Here is a 22,152-nt window from a genome sequence, read left to right on the forward strand (position 1 = left end):
GCTCGAAGAGCGCCGGCGGAAACCATCGATCAGGAACAAGTTCGGCTAACTGCCGGGAACCGGCACGCAACGTCTCACCAGCCGGGCTTAACCATGCGCCCCGATCAGGTTCACCACCTTGATATTGCGTGTGTCCGGCACTTCCGCATAAGACAGCACCTTCAACTGCGGCAGGCTGCGGCGCAAAAAGCGCGCGAGCATCGGCCGTAACGCATGCTGCACCAGCAGCACCGGCGCGAGCCCAAGGTTCTGCTGACGCGTCATCGCCTTCTGCGTTTCGTTGAGCAGCGTATGCGCGAGGCCCGGCTCAAGGCCCGGATTGGCGCCCGTTGAAAGCGCCTGCGACAGGACCCGCTCCAGATTCGAATCGAGGCCCATCACCTGCATATCGCCCACGCCGGGGAACCACTGCTGCGTGATCGCGCGGCCCAGCGCGAGGCGCACGGCGGCGGTGAGATCGTGCGCGTCGGTGACCTTCGGCGTGTGTTCGGACAGGGCTTCGAGAATCGTGCGCATGTCGCGGATCGGCACACCCTCTTCCAGCAGGTTTTGCAGCACCTTTTGCAACGTGGTGAGCGGCAGCGACTTCGGCACCAGATCGTCGACGAGCGACGGCGTGTCCTTCTGCATCCGCTCAAGCAAGGCCTGCACTTCGCGGCGGCCGAGCAGTTCGGACGCATGCGTGACCACCAGGTGATTCAGGTGCGTGGCCACCACCGTGCTCGAATCGACCACCGTGTAGCCGTACACCTGCGCCTGTTCGCGCAGATTCGTATCGATCCAGATCGCCGGCAAGCCGAACGCCGGATCCTGCGTCGGCGTGCCCGGCAGTGCGGCGGATACCTGTCCCGGATTGATCGCCAGCCATTGCCCCGGATACGCTTCGCCGACGCCCACTTCCACGCCCTTGAGCGCGATCCGGTAGCCGTTCGGCCGCAGTTCGAGGTTGTCGCGGATATGGATCACCGGCGGCAGGAAGCCGATTTCCTGCGCGAATTTCTTGCGGATGCTCTTGATCCGCTTGAGCAGTTCGCCGTCCGAGTTCTTGTCGACGAGCGGAATCAGCCGGTAGCCCACTTCGAGACCGAGCGTGTCGATCATCGTGACGTCGTCCCAGCTGGCTTCGGTGTTTTCCGTCGGCGCCATCGCGGCCGGTGCGACATCGACGAGCGCCGCGCTGGTCTTGCGCACGTCGCTGCGCTTTTTCATCGTGCGGCCGAGTTGAATCAGGCCACCGCCGAGAATCAGGAAGGCGAAGTGCGGCATGCCCGGAATCAGGCCCATCAGCACCAGAATGCAGCCGGTGATGATCAGCACACGCGGGTTCGTGAAGAGCTGACCGGTCAGTTGCGTGCCGATGTCTTCGTTGGTGGCGACGCGCGAGACGATCACACCGGCCGCGGTCGAAATCACCAGCGACGGGATCTGCGCGACGAGGCCGTCGCCGATCGTCAGCAGCGTGTAGTTCTTGCCCGCCGCCGCGAAGTCCATGTTGTGCTGGACCATCCCAACGATCAGCCCGCCGACGATGTTGATCACCATGATCAGCAAACCGGCGATCGCATCGCCGCGCACGAACTTGCTCGCGCCGTCCATCGAGCCGTAGAACTCGGCTTCCTGCGAAACCTCCGCGCGGCGCTTGCGGGCCTGCTCTTCATTGATGAGACCGGCGTTCAGGTCGGCGTCGATCGCCATCTGCTTGCCGGGCATCGCATCGAGCGTGAAGCGCGCGGACACTTCCGCGATCCGCCCCGCACCCTTGGTGATCACCATGAAGTTGATGACCATCAAGATGATAAACACGACGATACCGACCGCAAAGTTGCCGCCGACGAGGAAGTGGCCGAACGACTCGATCACCTGCCCCGCCGCGTCCGGGCCGGTATGGCCTTCGAGCAGCACGACGCGCGTGGACGCCACGTTCAGCGACAGGCGCAGCAAGGTCGAGAACAGCAGCACGCTTGGGAAAGCGGCGAAGTCGAGCGGTTTCATCGTGTACATGCTGACGAGCAGCACCATCACGGAAAGCGCGATATTGAAGGTGAACAGCAGATCCAGCAGAAACGGCGGCAACGGCAGAATCATCATGCCGAGGATCATGCAGATCAGCACCGGCCCGGCGAGGGCGCGCAAATTGGTGCTGCTCAAGGCATCGGGGCGTCGGGACAGGAATCCGGCGCGAGCGTTCATGCGGAGGCTCCTGAAGCGTTGTCGCTATTCTGGTTAAGCACGTCGGCGGCTTCCTGCTCGGCTTCGTCGTCCGGCACGCTGCCCTTGTCGAGTTCGGCGGGCACGTCGAAGTCGGTCGGTGTGGGCGGCTTTTCGCCGCCCTCGGTGTTGAAGCGTCGCAACTGGTACACCCACGCGAGCACTTCGGCGACCGCGCCATACAGCGGGCCCGGAATTTCGCGGTTCAGTTCGACGTTGTGATATAGCGCACGCGCAAGCGGCGGCGCTTCCAGCAACGGCACGTTGTTCTCGGCCGCGATTTCGCGAATCCGCGCGGCCACCAGATTCACACCCTTGGCGACCACCTTCGGCGCGCGCATCTCGCCGTCGGTGTACTGCAGCGCGACCGCGAAGTGTGTCGGGTTGGTCACCACCACGTCCGCCTTCGGCACGTTGGTCATCATGCGGCGGCGGGCAATCGCGCGCTGCTGCTGGCGAATCCGGCCTTTCACGTGCGGATCGCCTTCGCTTTCGCGGTGTTCGCGCTTCACTTCTTCCTTCGTCATGCGCAGTTTCTTGTGGAACTGCCAGAGTTGATACGGCACGTCGAGCGCGGCCACCACGAACATGCCCGCCACCGTCATGCCGCAGCACACCGCGATCAGATGCACGGTGTTGGCGAGCGCCAGTTGTATCGGCTGGGTCGCCAGCGCGAGAATTTCTTCACGGCGATGCCAGATCGCCGTGCCGCCGATGCCGCCCACCACGAGCGTCTTCGCGAACGACATGCCGAGCTGGACTGGCCCGTTGATCGAGAATATCTTGCCGAGCCCTTCGATCGGATTGAGCCGGTTGAACTTGGGCTCGAGTCCTTTCGAAGAAAACTGCCAGCCGCCCAGCGCCATGGGCGCGAGCAAGGCCGCCGCGCCGGTGAAGGCCAGAATCGGCAGCAGCGCGGACAGGCCCTCGCGGCTCGCCGCGCCGGCGCCGATCATCATGCGGCGGGTTTCGAACACCGTGGCATGGTCGAACGTAAAGGATGCACGCAGCATGGCCTGCAGATGCTCGCCGATGTGGCTGGACATACCCCATGCGCCGAAAAACCCCGCCGCCAGCAGCGCAAACGTCGACAGCTCCCGCGAACGCACGATCTGCCCTTCCTCGCGCGCCTTCTGCAGGCGCCGGGGAGTGGCTGATTCGGTTTTTTCGAGGTCGCTATCCTCTGCCACAAACGCTCTCCAGTCGGCTGAGGCACGGCGCCTCTTTCCAGTGAGAGCGATTATTCCCGCTCGACGCAAGCGCTGATCGGCGGATAAGGCCCGGGAAAGGGGGGTATTTCGAGGGATGGGGCGCCAGGCAAGACGCCCGGCGGGGTTTGCTGGCGGGGCTGGCGGGGCTGGTGGAGCTGGTGGAGCTGGTGGAGCTGGTGGAGCTGGTGGAGCTGGTGGAGCTGGTGGAGCTGGCGGGATCGTGCCCCGGCGTTTGCGCGCGGGCTAGGCCCATCCGGGCACCCGCGCTATGTTGCGCGGATGCCCGGCCGGTTCTTACGCTTGCATGCTGCGGCCTAGAAACCGACGTAAGGCGCCGGGCCGCCGCTCGCCGTCTGGTCGAAGCCGTAATACATGTGACGGCCGTAGAAGAACGGCAAGCCGAGATCGAAGCTGCTGCTGCCGCCAATCTGCCCGGCCAGATCGTTGAACGCGTAGTTGCTGCTGTTGCTGAACAGCGTGGCCGCGTTCAGGATGCCGATGCTGACGCTGGCGGTCGTGCTGCTCTGACCGGTCAGTGTGATCGAACGGGTTTGCGCGGCCGACGGGCAATAGAACCCGGCGTAGTTGCTACATACCGGCAGCGAGCTATCGGAGAAGAAGTACGCGTTCGAACCCGAATCGAAAAACGCCTGCACGGTCGTGCCGTTATAGACGCTGTTGTTCAGGTCGCCGTAGCCATCGGTAGTGAAGGTCTGCGAGGCCGCCAGCGCATTGTTCGACTGCGTGTTGATCCCGAACACCAGTGTGCCGGTGGCCGAGGATGCGCCGGTGTTCGACACTGGTGGCATCTGCACGATTACGCCGTTGTTGTCGCCCGTGAAGTTGGCGACCGGATTTGCCACCTGCTGGAGCACCGGTACCGTGGCACGGGTGCACGTGCTGCCCGAACACGTGAAGTAATTGCTGTAGGTGGCCGCGGTTGACGCATTCGCGCAGGTTGCGCCGCAATCGGTAAGTGCTGTGCCGATACCGAGAATGCCGTTGGCGCCTAGATCGCTGACGGTGTTTTCCGCAGATCCGCTGCCGCAGCCCTTCGTCGGCGCACTCCCCGCGGCCGGATCGCCGATGATCTGGATTGGAATGGCTCTCGCCGTCGTCTCGCCGCCGATCTGGACGGTCGCGGTACGCACGGTGCCCCACGTGTAGCCGTCGGCGAAGGTCGCGCATTCGGCGAGTTGCGCGCCGCTAGCCAGGGTACTGATCGGCAAGGACGCGGTATTCACCACCGAGCTCACCAGACGCAGCCCGAACGAACCCGTGTCGACCTGGATGTTGTTGATGGTCTGACAATTGGATGTCGTACCAGGCGGGCAAACGGTCACGCTAACCGTCGGAATATTGATGACGCCGTTTGTTCCCTGCGCGACCGTGATCGGCACGGTATTCGCGGCGTTCGCGGCGATCGGCTGCTGGGTGGGGCTCGCCGGCAGCGATCCGCCGTTCAGCGTGGTCGACGAATTATTGCCGCTGGAACTGGAGCCGCCGCCACCGCCGCAGGCGACCAGCACCGACACCAACGCCACAGCCACCGCGGCCTGCACCCAGCCCTTGAGCTTCGCAACACTTTGCATGGTTCGCATCGTTCGTCCTCGCCCTTACTGGATGTCGGAACCGCTGACGCCGGCAGGCAACGCCTGCGGCAACCAGGCCTGACCGTTGAACGCGCCCATGTGGCCGCCGGAGCGGACCACGAGACTGCTCTGGTCGACCGCGACGGGGCCACGAGCGCCTCCGCGCGCCACGCGCGCGGCTTGCACGCCGGCCACGTACTGCGGGAAATAGCTGCCGAGCAGATCGTTGAGATCCGGCATTTGCGGGCCGCGCCACGCAATACCGAACACCGACCCGTCCGCGGCAAGATATTCGCGCACCACCGTGCCGTTGCCGAGCGTGGTTTCACGCACGGTGTAGGAAGACGAAGCGCTCGAGGCGGAAGAGGCCGCGTTGGATGCGGAACGCATCACGCTTTGCGCCGCCGTTGCCGAACTGGCGGCGGGCTGCACGGTGCGGGAAGAAACCGATGCATCCGCGGGGGGTGTCATCGGGGCACCGCCCAGTGCCGCATGAGCGGACTGCACGGCTGACAGCGAACAGGGTAAGGCTAGCGCCATGACAAACCCGGCGCGACGTACATGACTCCACATGACAAGGCTCCTCCCGAGCGGCTGCAGCGCGGCTCGCACCTCGTGCGAACCGGCCGCATGTATGCAGATCATACGGCACCGCTGCGATCGCACACAGAAGGATTACCTCACCGTGCCACCGACTGGCGACTGCCTGTCACCAGAAAGCCGTGCCGCTGCTTGAGCCAGTAGTATGCCTGTGCATTGTGTCGGCAAACCGTAAGGTCGCACGAGTGCGTGGCTTACCGCCCATTCCGGTCCGGCGACCTGGTGGTTCGGCGCTCCAGCCTCGCGCCCTTCTCGGGCGGCCGGCTGGTCAGAAGCCGAGACTCGCCAGCAGATCGTCGACTTGCGACTGGTCCTGCATCACATCCGTCTTGCCTTCCGGGTTGATCTGCGGACCGTTCAGCAGGTGTTCAGGGCTGCCGGTGGACGACGGCTCGGCCGCCAGCGCCGCCGCATTCGCCGCGAACTGCTCGCGCCGTTCGAGCGCGATGTTCTCGACCAGCACGCCGAGCAGCTGTTGCTCGATCAGGTACACGACTTCCGTAATCTTCTTGATGACCTGGCCGGTCAGATCCTGGAAGTCCTGCGCCAGCATGATCTCCATCAGCTGCGCGTTGGTCGCGCCCGTCGCTTCAGGCACGCCGCGCAGAAAGGTGCGCGTGTCGTTCATCAGCGCGCGCACTTCTTCGCGCTCGATCGGCGCTGCGTACCATTGCTCCCAGCGCGCGTCGAGCTCACCCGCGTCCTGCTGCAATTGCGTCTGGATCGGCTTGGCGATTTCGATCGACGACAGCACGCGCTCGGCGGCCTGCTCCGTCATGTTCGCGATGTACTTCAGACGGTCGCGGGCGTCGGGCACGGCTTCCGCCGCGCGCTCGACGTGCTTGTCGAGCCCGAGCTCACGCATTGAGTCGCGCAGCGTGCGTGTCAGTTGTCCGATACGGGCGAGGATGCGGTCGGACGCGAAGTCGCCGATCTCGTTCGCCGCTTCGGCGCCTTGCGCGTTGGTCGGCAAATTCACATCAGCTCCCGGCTTTCGCCATCTTCTCGAGAATCTTGTTGAGCTTCTCGTCGAGCGTCGCGGCCGTAAACGGCTTGACGACATAACCGCTCGCGCCGGCTTGCGCCGCCGCGATGATGTTTTCCTTCTTCGATTCGGCCGTCACCATCAGCACCGGCAGATGCGTGAGGTTGGCGTCGGCGCGAATTTCCTTGAGCATGGCCAGACCGTCGAGGTTCGGCATGTTCCAGTCGGAAATCACGAACTCGTAGGTGCCGCTGCGCAAGCGCGCAAGGCCTGCCTGACCGTCTTCCGCCTCGTCGACGTTCGAGTAGCCGAGCTCTTTGAGCAGGTTGCGGACAATCCGGCGCATCGTCGGAAAGTCGTCAACCACCAGAATCTTCATTCCCTTATCCATTTCATTCCCTTTGCTTAATCCATGATGCGGCGCATGACCGCCAGTTCTATCAGGCTCTTGCGACCGGTGTCAGTGCTATAGCTATCGACCAGAGTCCGTGCTTTAGCACATTACTCCGGTCCCATGCAAAACACTTACTCCGCCCGCATGCCTGGCGCTCGCCGTCAGGCCCGCGCATCATACCCGCTGTACGCGATCACCCATTGCCGACAGACGCGCCATCACGCGGCGGCTCATCTCCGGCAGCGACGCAATTTCGTCCGCCGCGCCGAGCGCAATGGCTTCGCGCGGCATGCCGAACACGATACAGCTCGCTTCGTCCTGCGCGAGGGTATACGCCCCCGCTTTCCTCATGTCCAGCAGTCCGGCGGCGCCGTCGCGGCCCATCCCGGTCAGAATCACGCCGACCGCGTTCTTGCCCGCGTGCTGCGCGGCCGAACGGAACAGCACATCCACCGAGGGCCGATGCCGGTTCACGGGCGGCTCGTCCGACAAATGAGCAATATAGTTCGCGCCGCTACGTGCCAGCAACAGGTGAGCGTGGCCAGGCGCGATATACGCATGTCCCGGCAGCACGCGCTCGCCGTGCTCTGCCTCTTTAACGGTAATCCTGCACAAACCATTAAGGCGTTGCGCAAAAGATTTTGTAAAACCCGGCGGCATATGCTGCGCGATCAGCACCGCAGGGGCATCCGGCGGCAACGGCACGAGCACTTCGCGGATCGCTTCGGTGCCGCCCGTCGACGCGCCGACGATGATCAGCTTCTCGGTACTGAGCAGCGGATTGTTGAAGAGCGGCGCGGCGGCGGCAGGCGCATGCGCGGCCTGCGTGGCGGCATGGTGCACCGGCGCGGCCTGGCGCACGCGCGCGCGGGCCGCGGCGCGAATCTTGTCGGCGAGCTTTTCCGAGTAGTCGAGCATACCGTCGCGAATGCCGACCTTCGGCTTGGTGACGAAGTCGACCGCACCCAGCTCCAGCGCGCGCAGCGTGATTTCATTGCCGCGCTCGGTCAGCGACGACACCATCACGACCGGCATCGGCCGCAGGCGCATCAACTTCTCGAGGAAGTCGAGACCGTCCATGCGCGGCATTTCGACGTCGAGCGTCAGCACGTCCGGATTGTGTTGCTTGATGAGATCGCGCGCGACCAGCGGGTCGGGTGCGGTCGCCACGACGGTCATGTCCGGCTGGCCATTGATGATTTCCGTCATCAGGCTGCGAATCAGCGCCGAATCGTCGACACACAGTACTTTGATCTTTTGCACAGCGCTCACGCCTCCTCTGTAGTTCTGGCGTTGTTTGATTTAATCGGGCGCGGGCCGCCGCCGAACAGCTCGATGCGCGGCTTCGGGCTGCCCGCGCCCGCACCGCCGCCCGCTGCGCCGAACAGTTCGACCCTGGGCCGCGCGGCTGCCGGCGTCGAGAACAACTCGACCCGTTTGCGTGCTGCCGCGAGCCGCTCGGCACGCGCTTCGGCGCTTTGCCGCACGAGCGCCTGTTCGCGCTCGGCCACGCCCGCTTCCTGCTGCAAGCGCAACTTCTTCACCATCACCTGGCCGGTGCGCGGCATGAAGGCGACCTTGCGCGGGTGATTTCCCTGCAAATCCTCGGCGACGATGCGGATCTTTTCCAGCGCCAGATAGCGGCGCACGAATTCCGAATTGCGATCGCCGATGTTCATCGTCGTCATGCCGGCCAGCACCGCGCCGCCGCCGAACACCTTGGCCTCGAAGCGCTCGCGCCGGCCGCCGGCCTTGATCAGTTCGTTGATCAGCACTTCCATCGCATACGCGCCGTAGCGCATCGAATCCGAGGCGGCCTGCGCGACATCCGCGCCGTCGTCGGGCAGCATGAAGTGATTCATGCCGCCGATGCCTGCCGTGCGGTCCTGAATGCAGGCCGCGACACACGAGCCGAGCACGGTGACGAGCACCATGTCTTCGCTCGTGGTGTAAAACTCGTTCGGCAACAGCTTCACGCCGGGGCGTTGGAAGTGATTGTCGAAGTACAGATTGCTGGCAATCGGCAGAGTGCTGCTCATGCGGTCACCCCATTCGCGGTAACAGCGGCCGTAGCGGTGGCCGTAGCATTGCCCGTGGCGTGGCCCGCATGATTCGACGCACGTGCCGCCGGTGCGCGGCCGCCCGCGTCACGCGTCAGTTCATACACGGTCTGGCCGCGCAGCTTGAACGCCTGCGTCACATAGGTGAAGTTTTCCGAGTGGCCGGCAAATAGCAAACCGCCCGATTTCATCAATGGCTCGAAGCGCGCAAGCACCTGCGCCTGGGTCGGCTTGTCGAAATAGATCATCACGTTGCGGCAGAAAATCGCGTCGAATTGCGAGCGCAACTGGTAATCGCGGTCAGTCAGATTCAGTTGTTCGAAGCGCACCATCGCGCGCACCTCGGGCCGTACCTTGACGAGGCCGGCGTGCGCGCCGGTGCCTTTCAGGAAGAAGCGCTTGAGGCGTTCGGGCGACAGGTGCTTCACCTGGTCGAACTGATACGTGCCGGCTTCGGCTTTCGCCAGCACCTGCGTGTCGATGTCGGTAGCCAGCACGGTGGCCTGGCGCGCGCCGCTATCGCCGAGCGCTTCGATCAGCGTCATCGCGATCGAATACGGCTCCTCGCCGGTCGAAGCCGCCGAGCACCACACCGAAACGGGCTGCGCGCGGCGCGGCACGAACTCGGCGAGAATCGGAAAATGATGGGCTTCGCGAAAGAATGCGGTCAGGTTGGTGGTCAGCGCATTGGTGAACGCTTCCCACTCGGCCGGATCGTTTTCCGCTTCGAGCAGATCGAGGTACTGCTTGAAGGTCTCGAGGCCACGGGCGCGCAGGCGGCGTGCCAGCCGGCTGTACGCCATGTCGCGCTTGTGATCCGACAGTGAAATGCCCGCGCTGCGATGAATCAGATCGCGAATGCGAGCGAAATCCGCCGACGTAAATTCGAAATCCCGTCCTTGCTCGCCGGATCTGGCCGGCTCCGCCCGCTCGGGACGTGCCCGTGATTGCGGACCTTGCTGTGCGCGCGTTGCGGTCATGTGAGTTCCTGCCTGCGATACGAGCCATCCGGCTTTGGGTCAGAAGAATGGCTTCTGCCCAAAGGGATTGAGTTCGCGGGGTCGCGCCCGCCCGCGAGTTCTGCCAACACGCGATCGGCCCGCGACACGCCTTTTAAGCGTGCTTCGATGATTCGCCCCTCAGGGAGCGAGATGCCGAATGACCGCATGTCTTCGTGTTACTTCCTAGAACGTTTCCCAGTCCGCGTCCGATCCTGCCGTCGCGGCGCCTGCCGGGGCCGGTCGTGCAGCGGATTCGGATGCGGCGCGGGCCGTCTTCGGTTTGAGAGCGGGTTCGACACGCGCGGTGTCGGCACCATGGTTGGTCAAAGCCGGTACTGTCTGGCTTGCCGTGTTTGCCGCCTTGCTCGCTGCCGGGTGCGCCGCGCTGTGCGTCAACGCTTGCGACGCCGGCTTTGCAAGCGGCACGTGCTGGCTGACGCTCGCGCGTGCAACTGCTTGCGGACGGGACGCGGTCACTGCGCTGCGCGTCTGGCTGCCGGCTACTTTCCAGGCGTTCACCACCGCCTGCAATTGACGCGTCTGCTCTTCGAGCGACGCCGCCGCAGCCGCGGCCTGTTCGACCAGCGCGGCGTTCTGCTGCGTCACCTCGTCCATCTGCACGACCGCGCGATTGACCTGTTCGATCCCGCCCGACTGTTCTTCGGAAGCCGCGCTGATTTCGCCCATGATGTCGGTCACACGGCGCACCGCCTGCACGATCTCGTCCATCGTGGTGCCCGCGCGGCCGACCAGCGCCGAGCCGCTTTGCACCTTGTCGACCGAGTCGCCGATCAGTTCCTTGATTTCCTTCGCGGCGCTGGCGCTGCGCTGCGCGAGGCTGCGCACTTCGCCCGCGACCACCGCGAAACCGCGGCCCTGTTCGCCGGCGCGCGCGGCTTCGACCGCCGCGTTCAGCGCGAGAATATTGGTCTGGAATGCGATCCCTTCGATCACGCCGATGATGTCGACGACCTTGTTCGAACTGGTCGCGATGTCCTGCATCGTCGTGACGACCTGATTCACCACGTCGCCGCCGCGGGTCGCGATGTCCGACGCATTGACGGCCAACTGGCTCGCCTGGCGCGCGTTCTCGGCGTTCTGGCGCACGGTGCCGGTCAGCTGTTCCATGCTCGACGCGGTTTCCTGCAGCGAAGCCGCCTGCTGTTCGGTGCGCTGCGAAAGATCGGTGTTGCCCATGGAGATTTCGCGCGCGCCGGTGTCGATCGATTCGGTGCTGCTGTGAACCGACTTCACCATCGTGGCGAGGCTTTCCTGCATCCGCTTGATGCCGGAAAACAGGCGGCCGATTTCGTTACGGCTGAATACTTCGATCGGCTGGGACAAATCGCCCGAGGCCATCCGTTCGAAGCATGCCGTCGCATCATTGAGCGGCTGCACGATCAGGCCGCGCAGTGCGAAACGGATGCCGACCACCACCAGCAACGCGAGCACGGTGACGGCGATGATCAACGTGGTCATCAGCGAAATGTCCGACTGCGCGCTCGACTGCTGATCCACGGCATGCTGCTGGAGCGCCTTGACGACCGCGGATGCGGCGTTGTCGTACGAAACGAACCACGGGCTGATTTTCGTATCGGCGATGGCGTGATAAGCCGCCAGATCGTTCGCCCGCAAGGCGGCGAATTCAGGCTCCATGCCGTCGCGCATCAGCGACGTGCGGCGCGTCACCAGTTCGTCCAGCTGCGCCTGGGTGACGCCGTTCTTCGGCGTGTCAAGATAGGTCTGCCAGCTCTGGTTGCCCATGCCGTACAGTTCCTGCGCGCGATCGAGAACCTTCTTCGCCTGCTCGGTGTTGCCGGCCGCGCTCAACGCATTGAAGCGATCCAGCGAGACGCGCGAGCGCAACAGGTACGACGAGGCGTCGTCGAGCGCGTGAATGGCGACCAGGTCGCCGCGCGCGATCCGGTCGAGCGACCGGCTCGCGTCGTTCAACGCGGTTAGACCCAGCGCGCCGACCACCACGGTCAGCGCGACCAGAATGATCCCCACCATCGTCAACGATGTGCGAATCGACCACCTGCTCAGCATCTTGGCGCTCCCTGTTCGATCTGTCTTCTGTAATGACGCGTACCGGTGCTCAGGCGCTGAGCGTTTCGATCAGCGCCATTTCGCGGCTGGTCATCAGCTTCTCGATGTCCATCAGGATCAGCATGCGGCCGTCCACGGTGCCGAGACCCGTGAGGTACTCGGTGGTCAGCGTCGCGCCGAATTCCGGCGCCGGCATGATCTGGTCGGTGGCAAGCGTCAGCACGTCCGACACACCGTCCACCACCATCCCGACCACGCGATGCGCGACGTTCAGGATGATCACCACCGTCTGGTGGTCGTACTCGACACGGCCCAGATGGAACTTGATGCGCATGTCCACGATCGGCACGATGATGCCGCGTAGATTGATCACGCCCTTGATGAACTCAGGCGCATTGGCGATCCGCGTCACGTTGTCGTAGCCGCGGATTTCCTGCACCTTGAGAATGTCGATGCCGTACTCTTCGGCGCCGAGCGTGAAGACGAGGAATTCCTGACCGCCGGCGTCTGCCTGCTGCGCGTCGCGGCGGCCATTCGTACCGCTCGCGTGCGCGACGCTCGAATTGATGGATTGGACTTCTGCCACGTTAGCCCCCAAACGGTTGGGATGAAATGAGTTGAGTGAGTTCTACGAGTGTCATGCGAGGCTCATCGCGCCGTGCGCATGGCGCGTTTCGCGGTTCAGCGCCGCCACGTCCACGATCAGCGCGACACTGCCGTCGCCGAGAATGGTTGCGGCGGAAATGCCGTGCACCTTGCGGTAATTCGTTTCCAGATTCTTCACGACCACCTGCTGCTGTCCCACCAGTTCGTCGATCAGCATCGCAAAGCGGCGCCCCTCGGTTTGCATGATGGTGACGATGCCTTGCGTCGGTTCCTGCTTGGCGTCGTCGACCGTGAATACTTCGTGCAGCGCGACGAGCGGCAGATATTCGCCGCGCACGCGCACCACGCGCTCGCCGTTGGCGACCGTGTAGATGTCTTCGGAACGCGGTTGCAGCGACTCCATCACGAAGTTCAGCGGCAGAATGAAGATCTCGTTGCCGACCTTCACCGACATGCCGTCGAGAATCGCCAGCGTGAGCGGCAGGACGATGCGCGTGGTGCTGCCCTTGCCCGCATGCGAGGTGATTTCCACGTGACCACCCATCGACTGGATGTTGCGCTTCACCACGTCCATGCCGACGCCGCGGCCGGAGACGTCCGTGACCTGCTCGGCCGTCGAAAAACCCGGCAGGAAGATCAGGTTCCAGACTTCTTCGTCGGTCATGCTTTCGCTGACCTGCATGCCCTGCTTCGCGGCCTTCGCGAGAATCTTGTCGCGGCGCAAGCCGGCTCCGTCGTCGCTCACTTCGATGACGATGTTGCCGCCATGGTGAGCCGCCGACAGCACCAGCTGGCCGGTCGCGTCCTTACCCGCCGCACGCCGCGCTTCCACGGTTTCAATGCCGTGGTCGAGACTGTTGCGCACAAGGTGGGTCAACGGATCGATGATCCGTTCGATCAGGCTCTTGTCGAGTTCGGTCGCCTGACCGAAGGTGACGAGCTCCACTTCCTTGCCGAGTTTCGCCGCCAGATCGCGCACCAGACGCGGGAAGCGGCTGAATACGTAATCCATCGGCATCATGCGGATCGACATCACGGCTTCCTGCAGATCGCGGGCGTTGCGCTCGAGTTGCGCCATGCCGTTGAAGAGCCGGTCGTGCAGGGCTGGATCGAACGTGCTGGTGGTCTCGGCCAACATCGCCTGCGTAATCACAAGTTCGCCGACCAGGTTGATCAGCTGATCGACCTTCTCGACGCCAACGCGAATCGAGCTGCCTTCCGCGCCGCCTGCCGCCGCGGCCGGACGACCGCCTGCCTTGCGGTCCTGCTCGGCGGGCGCTGCGGCGCCCGCTGCCGCGCTTGCTGCCGGTGCGCTGCTCGCCGCGGGTGCCGGCGCGGCGGACGCCGGGCTCGTTGCAGGCGAGGCGGTATCGAACAGCCCGTGCGTGGCTGCGGCTTGAGCGGGCGCAGCGGTGTGGGCCGCCGGTGCCGACGATGCTGCGCGCTCCGCCTGTGCTGCTTGTGCCGTCTGTGCTGCTTGCGCCGGTGTCGAATCGGCAGCGTCGGGCGTTCCAGGTTCGCCTTGCTGCGTCTCGTCTGCCGGCGCGGTGCCACGGCTGATCGAAATCTGACTTTCGTCGATCACGAAACAGCACACGGCGGTAATGTCATCGGAGGTCACATCGGTCTGGAGCCACAGCGTCAATTCGCCGCCGCCCTTGACCTGCCCGACGATGTTGCCCAGGTTGCCTAGCTCTTCGGCCAGCAGTTCCTGGTCCTTCTCACCTACGCCCCGTAGCGTAATTTTCAGATGGGGGCCGGCGTCGCCGCCGGCGCCCGCAGCTTGCCCGGTCTGTGCCGGTTCGCCGTCAGTCCATTCCCCTGCCGCCTGCACTGCCTGTTCGACGACATGCTCGGGCGGCGTGCCGCCTTGAGCGGCCGTTGGCGCTTCCACCTGCGCGGCGGGTGCTGCGGCTGGCGCGGCGTCGAAGCGGCTTTCCGCATGCAACTGCTCGAGCTTCGCGCAGATCGCCTTGGCGACGGCCGCATCCGGCTCGGCGCTCGCGCGATAGTCGGCGAGCTGCCCCGACAACACGTCCTTGGTTTCGAGGAACGTGTCGATCATGTCCTTGCGCAGCACGAGTTCGTTATTGCGTGCGCGGTCGAGCAGCGATTCGAGAATGTGGGTCGTCTCGGTCAGCGCGGTAAAGCCGAACGTCGCCGCGCCGCCCTTGATCGAATGCGCCGCGCGGAAAATTGCCGCGAGGTCTTCCGGGTCCGGGTGAGCGATATCCAGATTGAGCAGCAACTGCTCCATCTGCGCGAGCAGTTCATCCGCTTCGTCGAAGAACGTCTGATAGAACTGAGTGATGTCGAGTGTCATGCCTGGGTCACCGCGAGAGTTCCTGTCTAGGCTTGGGCTGCCGTGCCGCCGCGTCGAAAGCTTCTATAACTTGTCTAAAAGTGGCGCTTATGGGGTGCCTGTCGGCGCTCATGCCTCGCCCGGTTCGGCTAACGCCGCCACCAGTTCGGTCAGCATGTCGGGGTCGAGCGGCTTTTCGATCCAGCCGGTCGCTCCCGCTGCCCGCGCCGCCGCCTTGAAGGGCTCGCCCGATTCCGTCGTGAGGACGAGGATGGGTGTCGCCTCGTAGGCCGGGTTGCCGCGCAGTTCGGTAATCAGATCGAGGCCGGTCTTGCCCGGCATGTGCTGGTCCGTCAGCACGAGGTCGAACGACATGGCGAGCGCGTTTTCGAGCCCTTCATTGCCGTCCGCCGCGAGCGTCACTTCATAGCCTGCCGTCGTCAGCGTTGCGGCAAGGATTTGCCGCATCGATGCCGAATCGTCGATTGCCAGGATGTGCCTGATCATGAAAACCTCGCTGCACTTACGCTATGGATCGCGAGGCACTCCGCGCCACATCGGCGCCGGGTCAGCCAGGCGATCGTTGTCTGTTACGGGGCCGCCGGCGCTATCACCGGCGCCTTCGGTGCAACCGTCACCGGTTGCGCAAGCTTTTGCAGCAGCGGCTTGGAGCCGGCCGCGTCGTCCGACAAGGTGGTCGTGGTGGAGTCGTCATGGTCAAGCGCCTCCTCCGACTTCCTGTTCAGCACGATGATGCTGATGCGGCGATTCTCCGGGTCCATCGGGTCCGCCTTGTTCAGGTTCTGCGTCGACGCGAGGCCGAGCACGCGCATCACCTTCGCTTCGTCCATGCCGCCGCCGATCAGCTCGCGTCGCGATGCGTTGGCGCGGTCCGCGGACAGCTCCCAGTTGCTGTAACCCTTCTCGCCGCCGGCGTACTGCACGGCGTCGGTGTGCCCTTGCACGATGATGCGGTTCGGCACGTCGTTCAGCGTGTGGCCGATTTCGCGCAGGATGTCGCGCATGTACGGTTCAACCACGTCTCGCGCGGTCGCGAACATCGGCCGCTTCTGCGAGTCGACGATTTCGATGCGCAGGCCGGTCAGCGTCGAGTCGATGCGGATCTGCTGCTTGAACTGGCGCAGTACCGGATTCGCTTCGATCGCGGCCATCAGCTTGATCTGCAGATCGTGCAGACGGACCTGCTCGCGGCGCTCGAGCTCTCCCTGCAACTGCTTGTCCGAGTCTTCGTTGTTGTGCGACGCGGTGCGCTCGGCGCGCGCGCTCGAGCCGTCGGTCGAGCGTGTCACGCCCTGCGCGTCGGTCGAAATGTCGCGGCCGCCGCCCTTCAGAATGCTCGAGTCCTCGGCGCTGCGATCGCCGCCCCACAAGGTGATCTTCAACGGCTGGTTGAAGTAGTCGGCAATGCCCTTCAGCTGCACGGTGGAGGCCGAACTGAGCAGCCACATCAGCAGGAAGAACGCCATCATCGCGGTCATGAAGTCCGCGTACGCGAGCTTCCACGCACCGCCGTGATGGCCTTTTTTGGCCGGCGCGGAGCGCTTGACGACAATGGCGCGGTCTTTGTCCTTACTCATCGAATCGGTTCCCGGCGCCCGTTACTTGGCTTTGACGCGGCGCACGTGCTCTTCCAGCTCGGCGAACGACGGACGTTCGGTCGAGAAGAGCACCTTACGGCCGAATTCGACGGCAATGGCCGGCGCGTAGCCGTTCAGGCTGGCGAGAATCGTCACCTTGATGCACTGGAACATCTTGGTCGACTCGGTCACGCGCTGCTCGGCGACGCTCGCGAGCGGGCTGATCAGCCCATACGAAAGCAGAATCCCGAGGAAGGTGCCGACCAGCGCCTGGGCGATCATCTCGCCGAGCACCGCCGGCGGCTTGTCGGCCGAGGCCATGGTGTGCACCACGCCCATCACCGCGGCCACGATACCGAACGCCGGCATGGCGTCGCCGACCTTGGTGAGCGCGTGCGCCGGAGCCTCGCCTTCCTGGTGATGCGTCTCGATCTCCTCGTCCATCAGGCTTTCGATCTCGAACGCATTCATGTTGCCGCCCACCATCAGCCGCAGGTAGTCGGTCAGGAATTCGATGATGTGCTTGTCGGCGAGGATCTTCGGGTATTGCGTGAAGATCGGGCTCTTCGCCGGATCGTCGATGTCGGCTTCCAGCGTCAGCGTGCCTTCCTTGCGCGCCTTGGCCAGCAGGACGTAAAGGAGCGCCATCAGCTCCATATAGACGTCCTTGTTGTACTTCGCGCCCTTGAACAGGGTCGGAATGACGCGCAGTGTCGCCTTGATCGTCTTCATCCCGTTGCCGAGAATGAACGCGCCGACGCCAGCACCGACGATCATCAGCACTTCGACAGGCTGCAGCAGCGCGCCGAGATGGCCGCCTTCCAGCGCGTAACCGCCGAAAACGGACAATAGCGTCACGAGTGTTCCCACGAAAATCAGCACTGCCGAGCCCTCACAAAGAAGCGACGGTGACCGTCGTTAATCTGGTTTACGGCAACGGAGCAGAAAACTTTGACGGAAAAGCGGCGTGTCACTCCGGTGTAAACCAGAGGCGGGTTAAACCAGGCCGCCAAGGCCCGGCGCCGGCCAATGGGGCCGGAAGGCCCGCCGGATGGCGGTTTGAACGCGTATGACGGCATCTGCATCGGGTTGCGAGCCAGGAGCCGATGCCGCTTTGCGGGTCAAACCTCAAGCGCCGCAAGGCTTTCGCGGGCCCGGGCGTCGGCAAATTTCTTTGTCTTACCTGCGCGCGAAGGGGGCTGGCACAGCCCGCAGACGAAGGCATGCTGCGGATCGTGCGCATGCGCGACAAAATGTCCGCCGCACCGGCAACAGGCGGTCATTTGCAACATTCCGGAGTCGAAGAAACGCACTAGCGTCCAGGCGCGCGTGAGACTGAGCACGGGCTCGTCGTCGTGCATCTGGACGTGTTCCAGATAGAGCCGGTAGCTCTTCACGATCGACTGGATCGTCAGACAGCCGCCGTGGCCGGCCATGAAGCGGTAAATGTTATAGAAGAGCGACGAGTGAAAGTTCGGCTGCCAGGTCATGAACCAGTCGGTCGAAAAGGGCAGCATGCCCTTGGGCGGCGACACCCCTTTCAGTTCCTTGTACAGCTTGATCAGCCGGTCGCGCGACAGGCTGGTTTCTGCTTCCAGCAATTGCAAGCGCGCGCCGAGTTCGATCAGCTCAATGGCCAGGGTAATTTCCCTGACTTCCTGCACCACACTTTTGTACGCCATCCGTTTGCATTTCCCCGGTCCTGATCGCTTTATTTGAACTAAAAGCTGCCCTCAGCCGAGTTGCTCGACTGGCTGGCTTGCCATCAGGATCGCGGAATGCGCCTGAGCCACGGCGCTGGATTTGCCTTTGTCCGCAAGAGTGGACAGCACGGCATGGTCATCGAAACGGAAACGGCACAACACCTGATTGGACGCCGCCAGCTTCACGGTCTGCGCCAACGACAGGTTGGCGAGCACGTCGGCCAACTGGTCCGAAATCCCCATGCGAAACATGCCCATCGGCTTGTCTTCGCGCAGCAGACGCTGTGCGAGCAGGAGATAAGACAGGTTGACTTCTCTGATCTCATTGAGCATTTCGCTTGTCGCGCTCATGATTCCCCCGGGGTGTATCTGGCTGGTCAGGCCGTTACGGAAACGTTTGCTCGAACGCGCGCGCTTAAACCGCACGAATCGGCTCGTTTCTGGTCTTGCGAGCATTGTGTCGAAAGGGGGGGCCGACGAAAATCGGACAGACACCCAGCCTGCCTGACGGATTAATCCGTCATTCGTGTAGGAATTTTTCCTACACGGAGGGCGTCAGAAAAATGGTGGGGGCGGATGAGGCACCGTGTGGCTTGGGGCTCGCGATGCGATCTGGCTAATTTCTGAGTGGAAATGTGAACCAAATGGTGAGTTCTGAGTGGCTCACCATTCGCACCTTACAGCGGTGAGAAAGAATTATAAGACGTTTTCACTTCTGCGCAACGGGCCCGGCAGGCGTGCCGGGCCCGCTCCTTGCTGGTGCTTCTTCGTCTTTTGAAGATCCCCCGCCATGCTCTCCCGCTAGCTGCGGAGCCCGCCTGCCGGCCTGCAACGCATCATGTTTCGCGCTGTAACAACATTAAGCGTTTGAAAAATAACTCGAATTAGCGTGGTCGATCCCGATAATGAAGCCAAGGGATTACCCGAAGCAGGTTCGGAGCACCCCCGGGCGGCGGCCTACCGCGCCCAACCGTCCGTCAGGCATTCGCTCCCCGCTCTACCCGAGCGTTGCTGTGCGAAGCCGTTTTGAACAGGAGAAAACCGCATGCGAATCGCACAGATTGCGCCCTTATACGAAGCCGTTCCGCCGAAACTCTATGGCGGCACCGAACGTGTCGTCTCGTATCTGACTGAAGCGCTGGTCGACCTCGGCCACGACGTCACGCTGTTTGCGAGCGGCGACTCGGTCACCTCCGCAAATCTCGACGCCTGCTGGCCTCGTGCGCTGCGCCTCGACCCCACGATCCGCGATGCGCTGGCGCCGCATGTCCTGATGATGGAAAAGGTGCGCAAGGTCGCGCATGAGTTCGACGTGCTGCACTTTCACCTCGACTACCTGCCGTTCCCGCTCTTCACCACCATGGACACGCCGTTCGTGACCACGCTTCACGGCCGCCTCGACTTGCCGGAACTCCAACCGGTGTTCGACGCATTCTCGAATGTGCCGGTCGTGTCGATTTCGGACTCGCAGCGCGCGCCGCTGCCTCAGGCCAACTGGCTGAATACGATTTACCACGGCCTGCCGGAGCAACTGCTCACGCCGCAAACGCACAAGAAGCCGGAATACCTGGCGTTTCTCGGCCGTATCTGCCCGGAGAAGCGCGTCGATACAGCTATCAAGATCGCTGCACAAAGCGGTTTGCCGCTGAAGATCGCCGCCAAGGTGGACAAGGTCGACCAGGAATACTTCAAGAAGGAAATCGAACCGCTGCTTTCCATGGCGCACGTGGAGTTCGTCGGCGAAATCAACGAGGCGCAAAAACCCGAGTTCCTGTCGGGCGCCAAGGCGCTGCTGTTCCCGATCGACTGGTCGGAGCCGTTTGGCCTCGTGATGATCGAATCCATGGCGTGCGGCACGCCGGTGATCGCGTTCAACCGCGGTTCGGTGCCGGAAGTGATCGACCATGGTGTGACCGGCTACATTGTCGAGGACGTTCAAGGTGCGGTCGCCGCGCTGCAGCGCCTGGACGAACTGTCGCGCACCGAAATCCGCGCACAGTTCGAACGCCGCTTCAGCTCGAAAACGATGGCTCAGAACTACGTTGACGGCTATTCGACACTCATCAATGCAACGCGCCGCCCGGTGTTGCGCCAGGTCGCGATGGGATAACGGCCGCACGGCGCGCTTAAGCGACTGGCGCTTTTATGCGCCCAGCCGCTTAAGCCGTACTTCCAGCACTTACGCCGGTTTCCAATTTGTACGCCAATCGTGAGTAAATTTTTCTTGTGAATCGTTTGCGCGAGCGGTTAAGAGGAGTTATCCCTCTTTCGCTTCGGAAAAGCCGCCCTTCAGAGGCGGCTTTTTTAATGCCGACGTGGATGCGCTTCCATCCCGGATTAGCGCAGCAAAATTAACAGCCCGGCATCGATCAACCTTCAGTTGGCTTTCACCAGGACCGGCAGGTATTCAAGCCGCGCCAATCACAAAACGTTCGCGGTTCTTGCCGACAATCCACTTTGGCGGTTTGCCGCGCCCACTCCAGGTATTACCCGACTTCGGATCCTGGTACTTGGCCGGCAGCGGCGCCTTCTTCGGCGGGCGCCCGCGCCGCGCGGCAACGGCAAAGCCGAGATCCTGCGCGGTTAGACCGTATTCAGCGATCTTTTGGCGGATGTCAGCGACCACGTTATCGATTTCAGTACGCCGTGCTTCGTCAGCCTGTGCCTGCAATTTGGCGATCTGTGCCTTCAGGTCTGCATATTGAGACATTTCGGTTCTCCCCTTTTTAGAACTCATTCGCTCGCAGACTAGCTGCAATTATAAAAATTCGCAATGGACAATAATACCGATTTAGGAAGAAATCATCTGATAATTATTAAGCGTCGATGAATTGTAAAACAGCATCTTTATCGCAGAATAATGGGTAAAGGAGACTCCACATTGACAATTCTTGACACCTAATCCGGCAGTCTTTCCCTAGAATTGCGCGCTCAATGGCATGCATCCGCGCTTAGCGCTCATGCCACTCCAAGCGTCAAACATTTTAGGATTACCAATCATGCAATTGTCAAAGCGTCTCGCAGCCGAGTTGTTCGGCACCTTCTGGCTTGTGCTCGGGGGCTGTGGCAGCGCCGTCCTCGCCGCTAACTTCGCCGGCCCGGTCCACGGACTCGGCATTGGTTTCGTGGGTGTCGCGCTCGCGTTCGGCCTCACCGTCCTCACCATGGCTTACGCGATCGGCCACATCTCCGGCTGCCATCTGAATCCGGCGGTGAGCGTCGGCCTGACCGTTGCCGGCCGCTTTCCGGCGCGCGACCTGCTGCCGTATATCGTCGCGCAGGTGATCGGCGCGGTGCTGGGTGCGCTGGTGCTGTCGTTGATCGCATCGGGCAAGCCGGGTTTCGACCTCGTCGCCAGCGGTTTCGCCAGCAACGGTTACGGTGAGCGCTCGCCGGGCCACTACTCGCTCGCGGCCGCGTTCATTTGCGAAGTGGTGATGACCGGCTTCTTCCTGTTCGTGATCCTCGGTGCGACCGACAAGCGGGCACCGGCCGGTTTCGCACCGATCGCCATTGGCCTGTGCCTGACGCTGATTCACCTGATCTCGATTCCGGTCACCAACACCTCGGTCAACCCGGCGCGCTCAACCGGCCCGGCCCTGTTCGTTGGCGGCGCAGCGGTGGATCAGCTGTGGATGTTCTGGCTGGCACCGATCGTCGGCGCGGTGATCGCCGGCGTGCTGTACCCGGTCATTGCTGAAAGCCGCCGCGGCAATTCGCAAGAACCGGTGCTCAACTAGTTCAACGGGCGCACCTGGTGTGCGTATCCAGAACAGTCAGAGCGGGGGCTACGGCGCCCGCTCTGACTTTGTACGTACCAGACGGGCAACCCAGTGGCGCGCC

Annotated in this window: 20 protein-coding genes; 2 read left to right on the plus strand and 18 right to left on the minus strand. The window is 63.1% G+C overall.

The features are described 5' to 3' along the window. Positions 1-87: 87 nt before the first annotated feature. The 17 genes from flhA to flhD form a co-directional block, all read right to left on the minus strand. Positions 88-2,190 (minus strand): flagellar biosynthesis protein FlhA, encoded by a 2,103-nt coding sequence (gene flhA, locus BCY88_RS23280; protein WP_120346530.1) that lies wholly within the window; start codon positions 2,188-2,190, stop codon positions 88-90. Then, positions 2,187-3,398 (minus strand): flagellar biosynthesis protein FlhB, encoded by a 1,212-nt coding sequence (flhB, locus tag BCY88_RS23285; RefSeq protein WP_120346531.1) that lies wholly within the window; start codon positions 3,396-3,398, stop codon positions 2,187-2,189. The genes flhA and flhB overlap by 4 nt, the downstream gene beginning before the upstream one ends. Before the next feature lie 335 nt (positions 3,399-3,733). Then, positions 3,734-5,020 (minus strand): DUF3443 domain-containing protein, encoded by a 1,287-nt coding sequence (locus BCY88_RS23290; RefSeq protein WP_120346532.1) that lies wholly within the window; start codon positions 5,018-5,020, stop codon positions 3,734-3,736. A 15-nt stretch (positions 5,021-5,035) separates the two neighbouring features. Next, the gene (locus BCY88_RS23295) at positions 5,036-5,584 is read right to left on the minus strand and encodes a DUF2844 domain-containing protein (RefSeq protein ID WP_120346533.1); all 549 of its coding nucleotides are present in this window, start codon (positions 5,582-5,584) and stop codon (positions 5,036-5,038) included. A gap of 295 nt (positions 5,585-5,879) precedes the next feature. Continuing rightward, positions 5,880-6,590 carry a protein phosphatase CheZ gene (gene cheZ, locus BCY88_RS23300; protein ID WP_120346534.1) on the minus strand — a complete coding sequence of 237 codons (711 nt, stop codon included), beginning with the start codon at positions 6,588-6,590 and terminating at the stop codon, positions 5,880-5,882. 1 nt (position 6,591) lies between these two features. Then, complete coding sequence (gene cheY / locus BCY88_RS23305) at positions 6,592-6,987, minus strand: chemotaxis response regulator CheY (RefSeq protein ID WP_028198492.1); 396 nt, start codon at positions 6,985-6,987, stop codon at positions 6,592-6,594. 177 nt (positions 6,988-7,164) lie between these two features. Further along, on the minus strand, positions 7,165-8,253 hold the full coding sequence (locus BCY88_RS23310; protein ID WP_183081434.1) for a protein-glutamate methylesterase/protein-glutamine glutaminase: 1,089 nt from the start codon (positions 8,251-8,253) through the stop codon (positions 7,165-7,167). A 5-nt stretch (positions 8,254-8,258) separates the two neighbouring features. After that, positions 8,259-9,029, minus strand: a complete 771-nt coding sequence (gene cheD / locus BCY88_RS23315; RefSeq protein WP_120346536.1) for a chemoreceptor glutamine deamidase CheD — start codon at positions 9,027-9,029, stop codon at positions 8,259-8,261. Further along, entirely contained in the window at positions 9,026-10,030 is a 1,005-nt protein-coding gene (locus tag BCY88_RS23320; RefSeq protein ID WP_120346537.1) for a CheR family methyltransferase, read from the minus strand. The genes cheD and BCY88_RS23320 overlap by 4 nt, the downstream gene beginning before the upstream one ends. A 204-nt stretch (positions 10,031-10,234) precedes the next feature. Beyond that, a complete protein-coding gene (locus tag BCY88_RS23325) occupies positions 10,235-12,100 on the minus strand; it encodes a methyl-accepting chemotaxis protein (protein ID WP_120346538.1) in 1,866 nt (621 codons plus the stop codon). A gap of 49 nt (positions 12,101-12,149) precedes the next feature. Beyond that, a complete protein-coding gene (gene cheW / locus BCY88_RS23330; RefSeq protein WP_120346539.1) occupies positions 12,150-12,686 on the minus strand; it encodes a chemotaxis protein CheW in 537 nt (178 codons plus the stop codon). A gap of 51 nt (positions 12,687-12,737) precedes the next feature. Beyond that, complete coding sequence (cheA, locus tag BCY88_RS23335) at positions 12,738-15,029, minus strand: chemotaxis protein CheA (protein ID WP_120346540.1); 2,292 nt, start codon at positions 15,027-15,029, stop codon at positions 12,738-12,740. A 108-nt stretch (positions 15,030-15,137) separates the two neighbouring features. Next, the gene (locus tag BCY88_RS23340) at positions 15,138-15,515 is read right to left on the minus strand and encodes a response regulator (protein WP_030102387.1); all 378 of its coding nucleotides are present in this window, start codon (positions 15,513-15,515) and stop codon (positions 15,138-15,140) included. A gap of 83 nt (positions 15,516-15,598) precedes the next feature. Beyond that, positions 15,599-16,606: a flagellar motor protein MotB gene (gene motB / locus BCY88_RS23345; RefSeq protein WP_120346541.1), complete on the minus strand. Its 1,008-nt coding sequence runs from the start codon at positions 16,604-16,606 to the stop codon at positions 15,599-15,601. A gap of 21 nt (positions 16,607-16,627) precedes the next feature. After that, a complete protein-coding gene (gene motA, locus BCY88_RS23350) occupies positions 16,628-17,488 on the minus strand; it encodes a flagellar motor stator protein MotA (protein ID WP_028198483.1) in 861 nt (286 codons plus the stop codon). A 239-nt stretch (positions 17,489-17,727) separates the two neighbouring features. Continuing rightward, entirely contained in the window at positions 17,728-18,288 is a 561-nt protein-coding gene (gene flhC, locus BCY88_RS23355) for a flagellar transcriptional regulator FlhC (protein ID WP_106355136.1), read from the minus strand. Positions 18,289-18,339: 51 nt separating this feature from the next. Next, positions 18,340-18,660 (minus strand): flagellar transcriptional regulator FlhD, encoded by a 321-nt coding sequence (flhD, locus tag BCY88_RS23360; RefSeq protein ID WP_259461492.1) that lies wholly within the window; start codon positions 18,658-18,660, stop codon positions 18,340-18,342. Between the two features lie 694 nt (positions 18,661-19,354). Here flhD and BCY88_RS23365 point away from each other — a divergent pair. Further along, positions 19,355-20,419: a glycosyltransferase family 4 protein gene (locus tag BCY88_RS23365; protein WP_120346543.1), complete on the plus strand. Its 1,065-nt coding sequence runs from the start codon at positions 19,355-19,357 to the stop codon at positions 20,417-20,419. Positions 20,420-20,716: 297 nt separating this feature from the next. On the opposite strand, the gene BCY88_RS23370 is transcribed toward BCY88_RS23365, so the two are convergent. Continuing rightward, a complete protein-coding gene (locus tag BCY88_RS23370; protein WP_120346544.1) occupies positions 20,717-21,019 on the minus strand; it encodes an H-NS histone family protein in 303 nt (100 codons plus the stop codon). A gap of 289 nt (positions 21,020-21,308) precedes the next feature. Here BCY88_RS23370 and aqpZ point away from each other — a divergent pair, with 289 nt between their 5' ends. Next, entirely contained in the window at positions 21,309-22,049 is a 741-nt protein-coding gene (aqpZ, locus tag BCY88_RS23375; RefSeq protein WP_120346545.1) for an aquaporin Z, read from the plus strand. The last annotated feature ends 103 nt before the right edge of the window (positions 22,050-22,152 follow it).

The organism is Paraburkholderia fungorum, from assembly GCF_003610895.1.
Taxonomy (GTDB): Bacteria; Pseudomonadota; Gammaproteobacteria; order Burkholderiales; family Burkholderiaceae; genus Paraburkholderia; species Paraburkholderia fungorum_B.

What these genes read in the sequence shown, in the direction of transcription:
- flhA (WP_120346530.1), bottom strand. Translation starts at nt 2,190, where the DNA reads ATGAACGCTCGCGCCGGATTCCTGTCCCGACGCCCCGATGCCTTGAGC.
- BCY88_RS23290 (WP_120346532.1), bottom strand. Translation starts at nt 5,020, where the DNA reads ATGCGAACCATGCAAAGTGTTGCGAAGCTCAAGGGCTGGGTGCAGGCC.
- BCY88_RS23295 (WP_120346533.1), bottom strand. Translation starts at nt 5,584, where the DNA reads ATGTGGAGTCATGTACGTCGCGCCGGGTTTGTCATGGCGCTAGCCTTA.
- cheY (WP_028198492.1), bottom strand. Translation starts at nt 6,987, where the DNA reads ATGGATAAGGGAATGAAGATTCTGGTGGTTGACGACTTTCCGACGATG.
- cheD (WP_120346536.1), bottom strand. Translation starts at nt 9,029, where the DNA reads ATGAGCAGCACTCTGCCGATTGCCAGCAATCTGTACTTCGACAATCAC.
- BCY88_RS23320 (WP_120346537.1), bottom strand. Translation starts at nt 10,030, where the DNA reads ATGACCGCAACGCGCGCACAGCAAGGTCCGCAATCACGGGCACGTCCC.
- BCY88_RS23325 (WP_120346538.1), bottom strand. Translation starts at nt 12,100, where the DNA reads ATGCTGAGCAGGTGGTCGATTCGCACATCGTTGACGATGGTGGGGATC.
- cheA (WP_120346540.1), bottom strand. Translation starts at nt 15,029, where the DNA reads ATGACACTCGACATCACTCAGTTCTATCAGACGTTCTTCGACGAAGCG.
- BCY88_RS23340 (WP_030102387.1), bottom strand. Translation starts at nt 15,515, where the DNA reads ATGATCAGGCACATCCTGGCAATCGACGATTCGGCATCGATGCGGCAA.
- motB (WP_120346541.1), bottom strand. Translation starts at nt 16,606, where the DNA reads ATGAGTAAGGACAAAGACCGCGCCATTGTCGTCAAGCGCTCCGCGCCG.
- flhC (WP_106355136.1), bottom strand. Translation starts at nt 18,288, where the DNA reads ATGGCGTACAAAAGTGTGGTGCAGGAAGTCAGGGAAATTACCCTGGCC.
- flhD (WP_259461492.1), bottom strand. Translation starts at nt 18,660, where the DNA reads ATGAGCGCGACAAGCGAAATGCTCAATGAGATCAGAGAAGTCAACCTG.
- BCY88_RS23365 (WP_120346543.1), top strand. Translation starts at nt 19,355, where the DNA reads ATGCGAATCGCACAGATTGCGCCCTTATACGAAGCCGTTCCGCCGAAA.
- BCY88_RS23370 (WP_120346544.1), bottom strand. Translation starts at nt 21,019, where the DNA reads ATGTCTCAATATGCAGACCTGAAGGCACAGATCGCCAAATTGCAGGCA.
- aqpZ (WP_120346545.1), top strand. Translation starts at nt 21,309, where the DNA reads ATGCAATTGTCAAAGCGTCTCGCAGCCGAGTTGTTCGGCACCTTCTGG.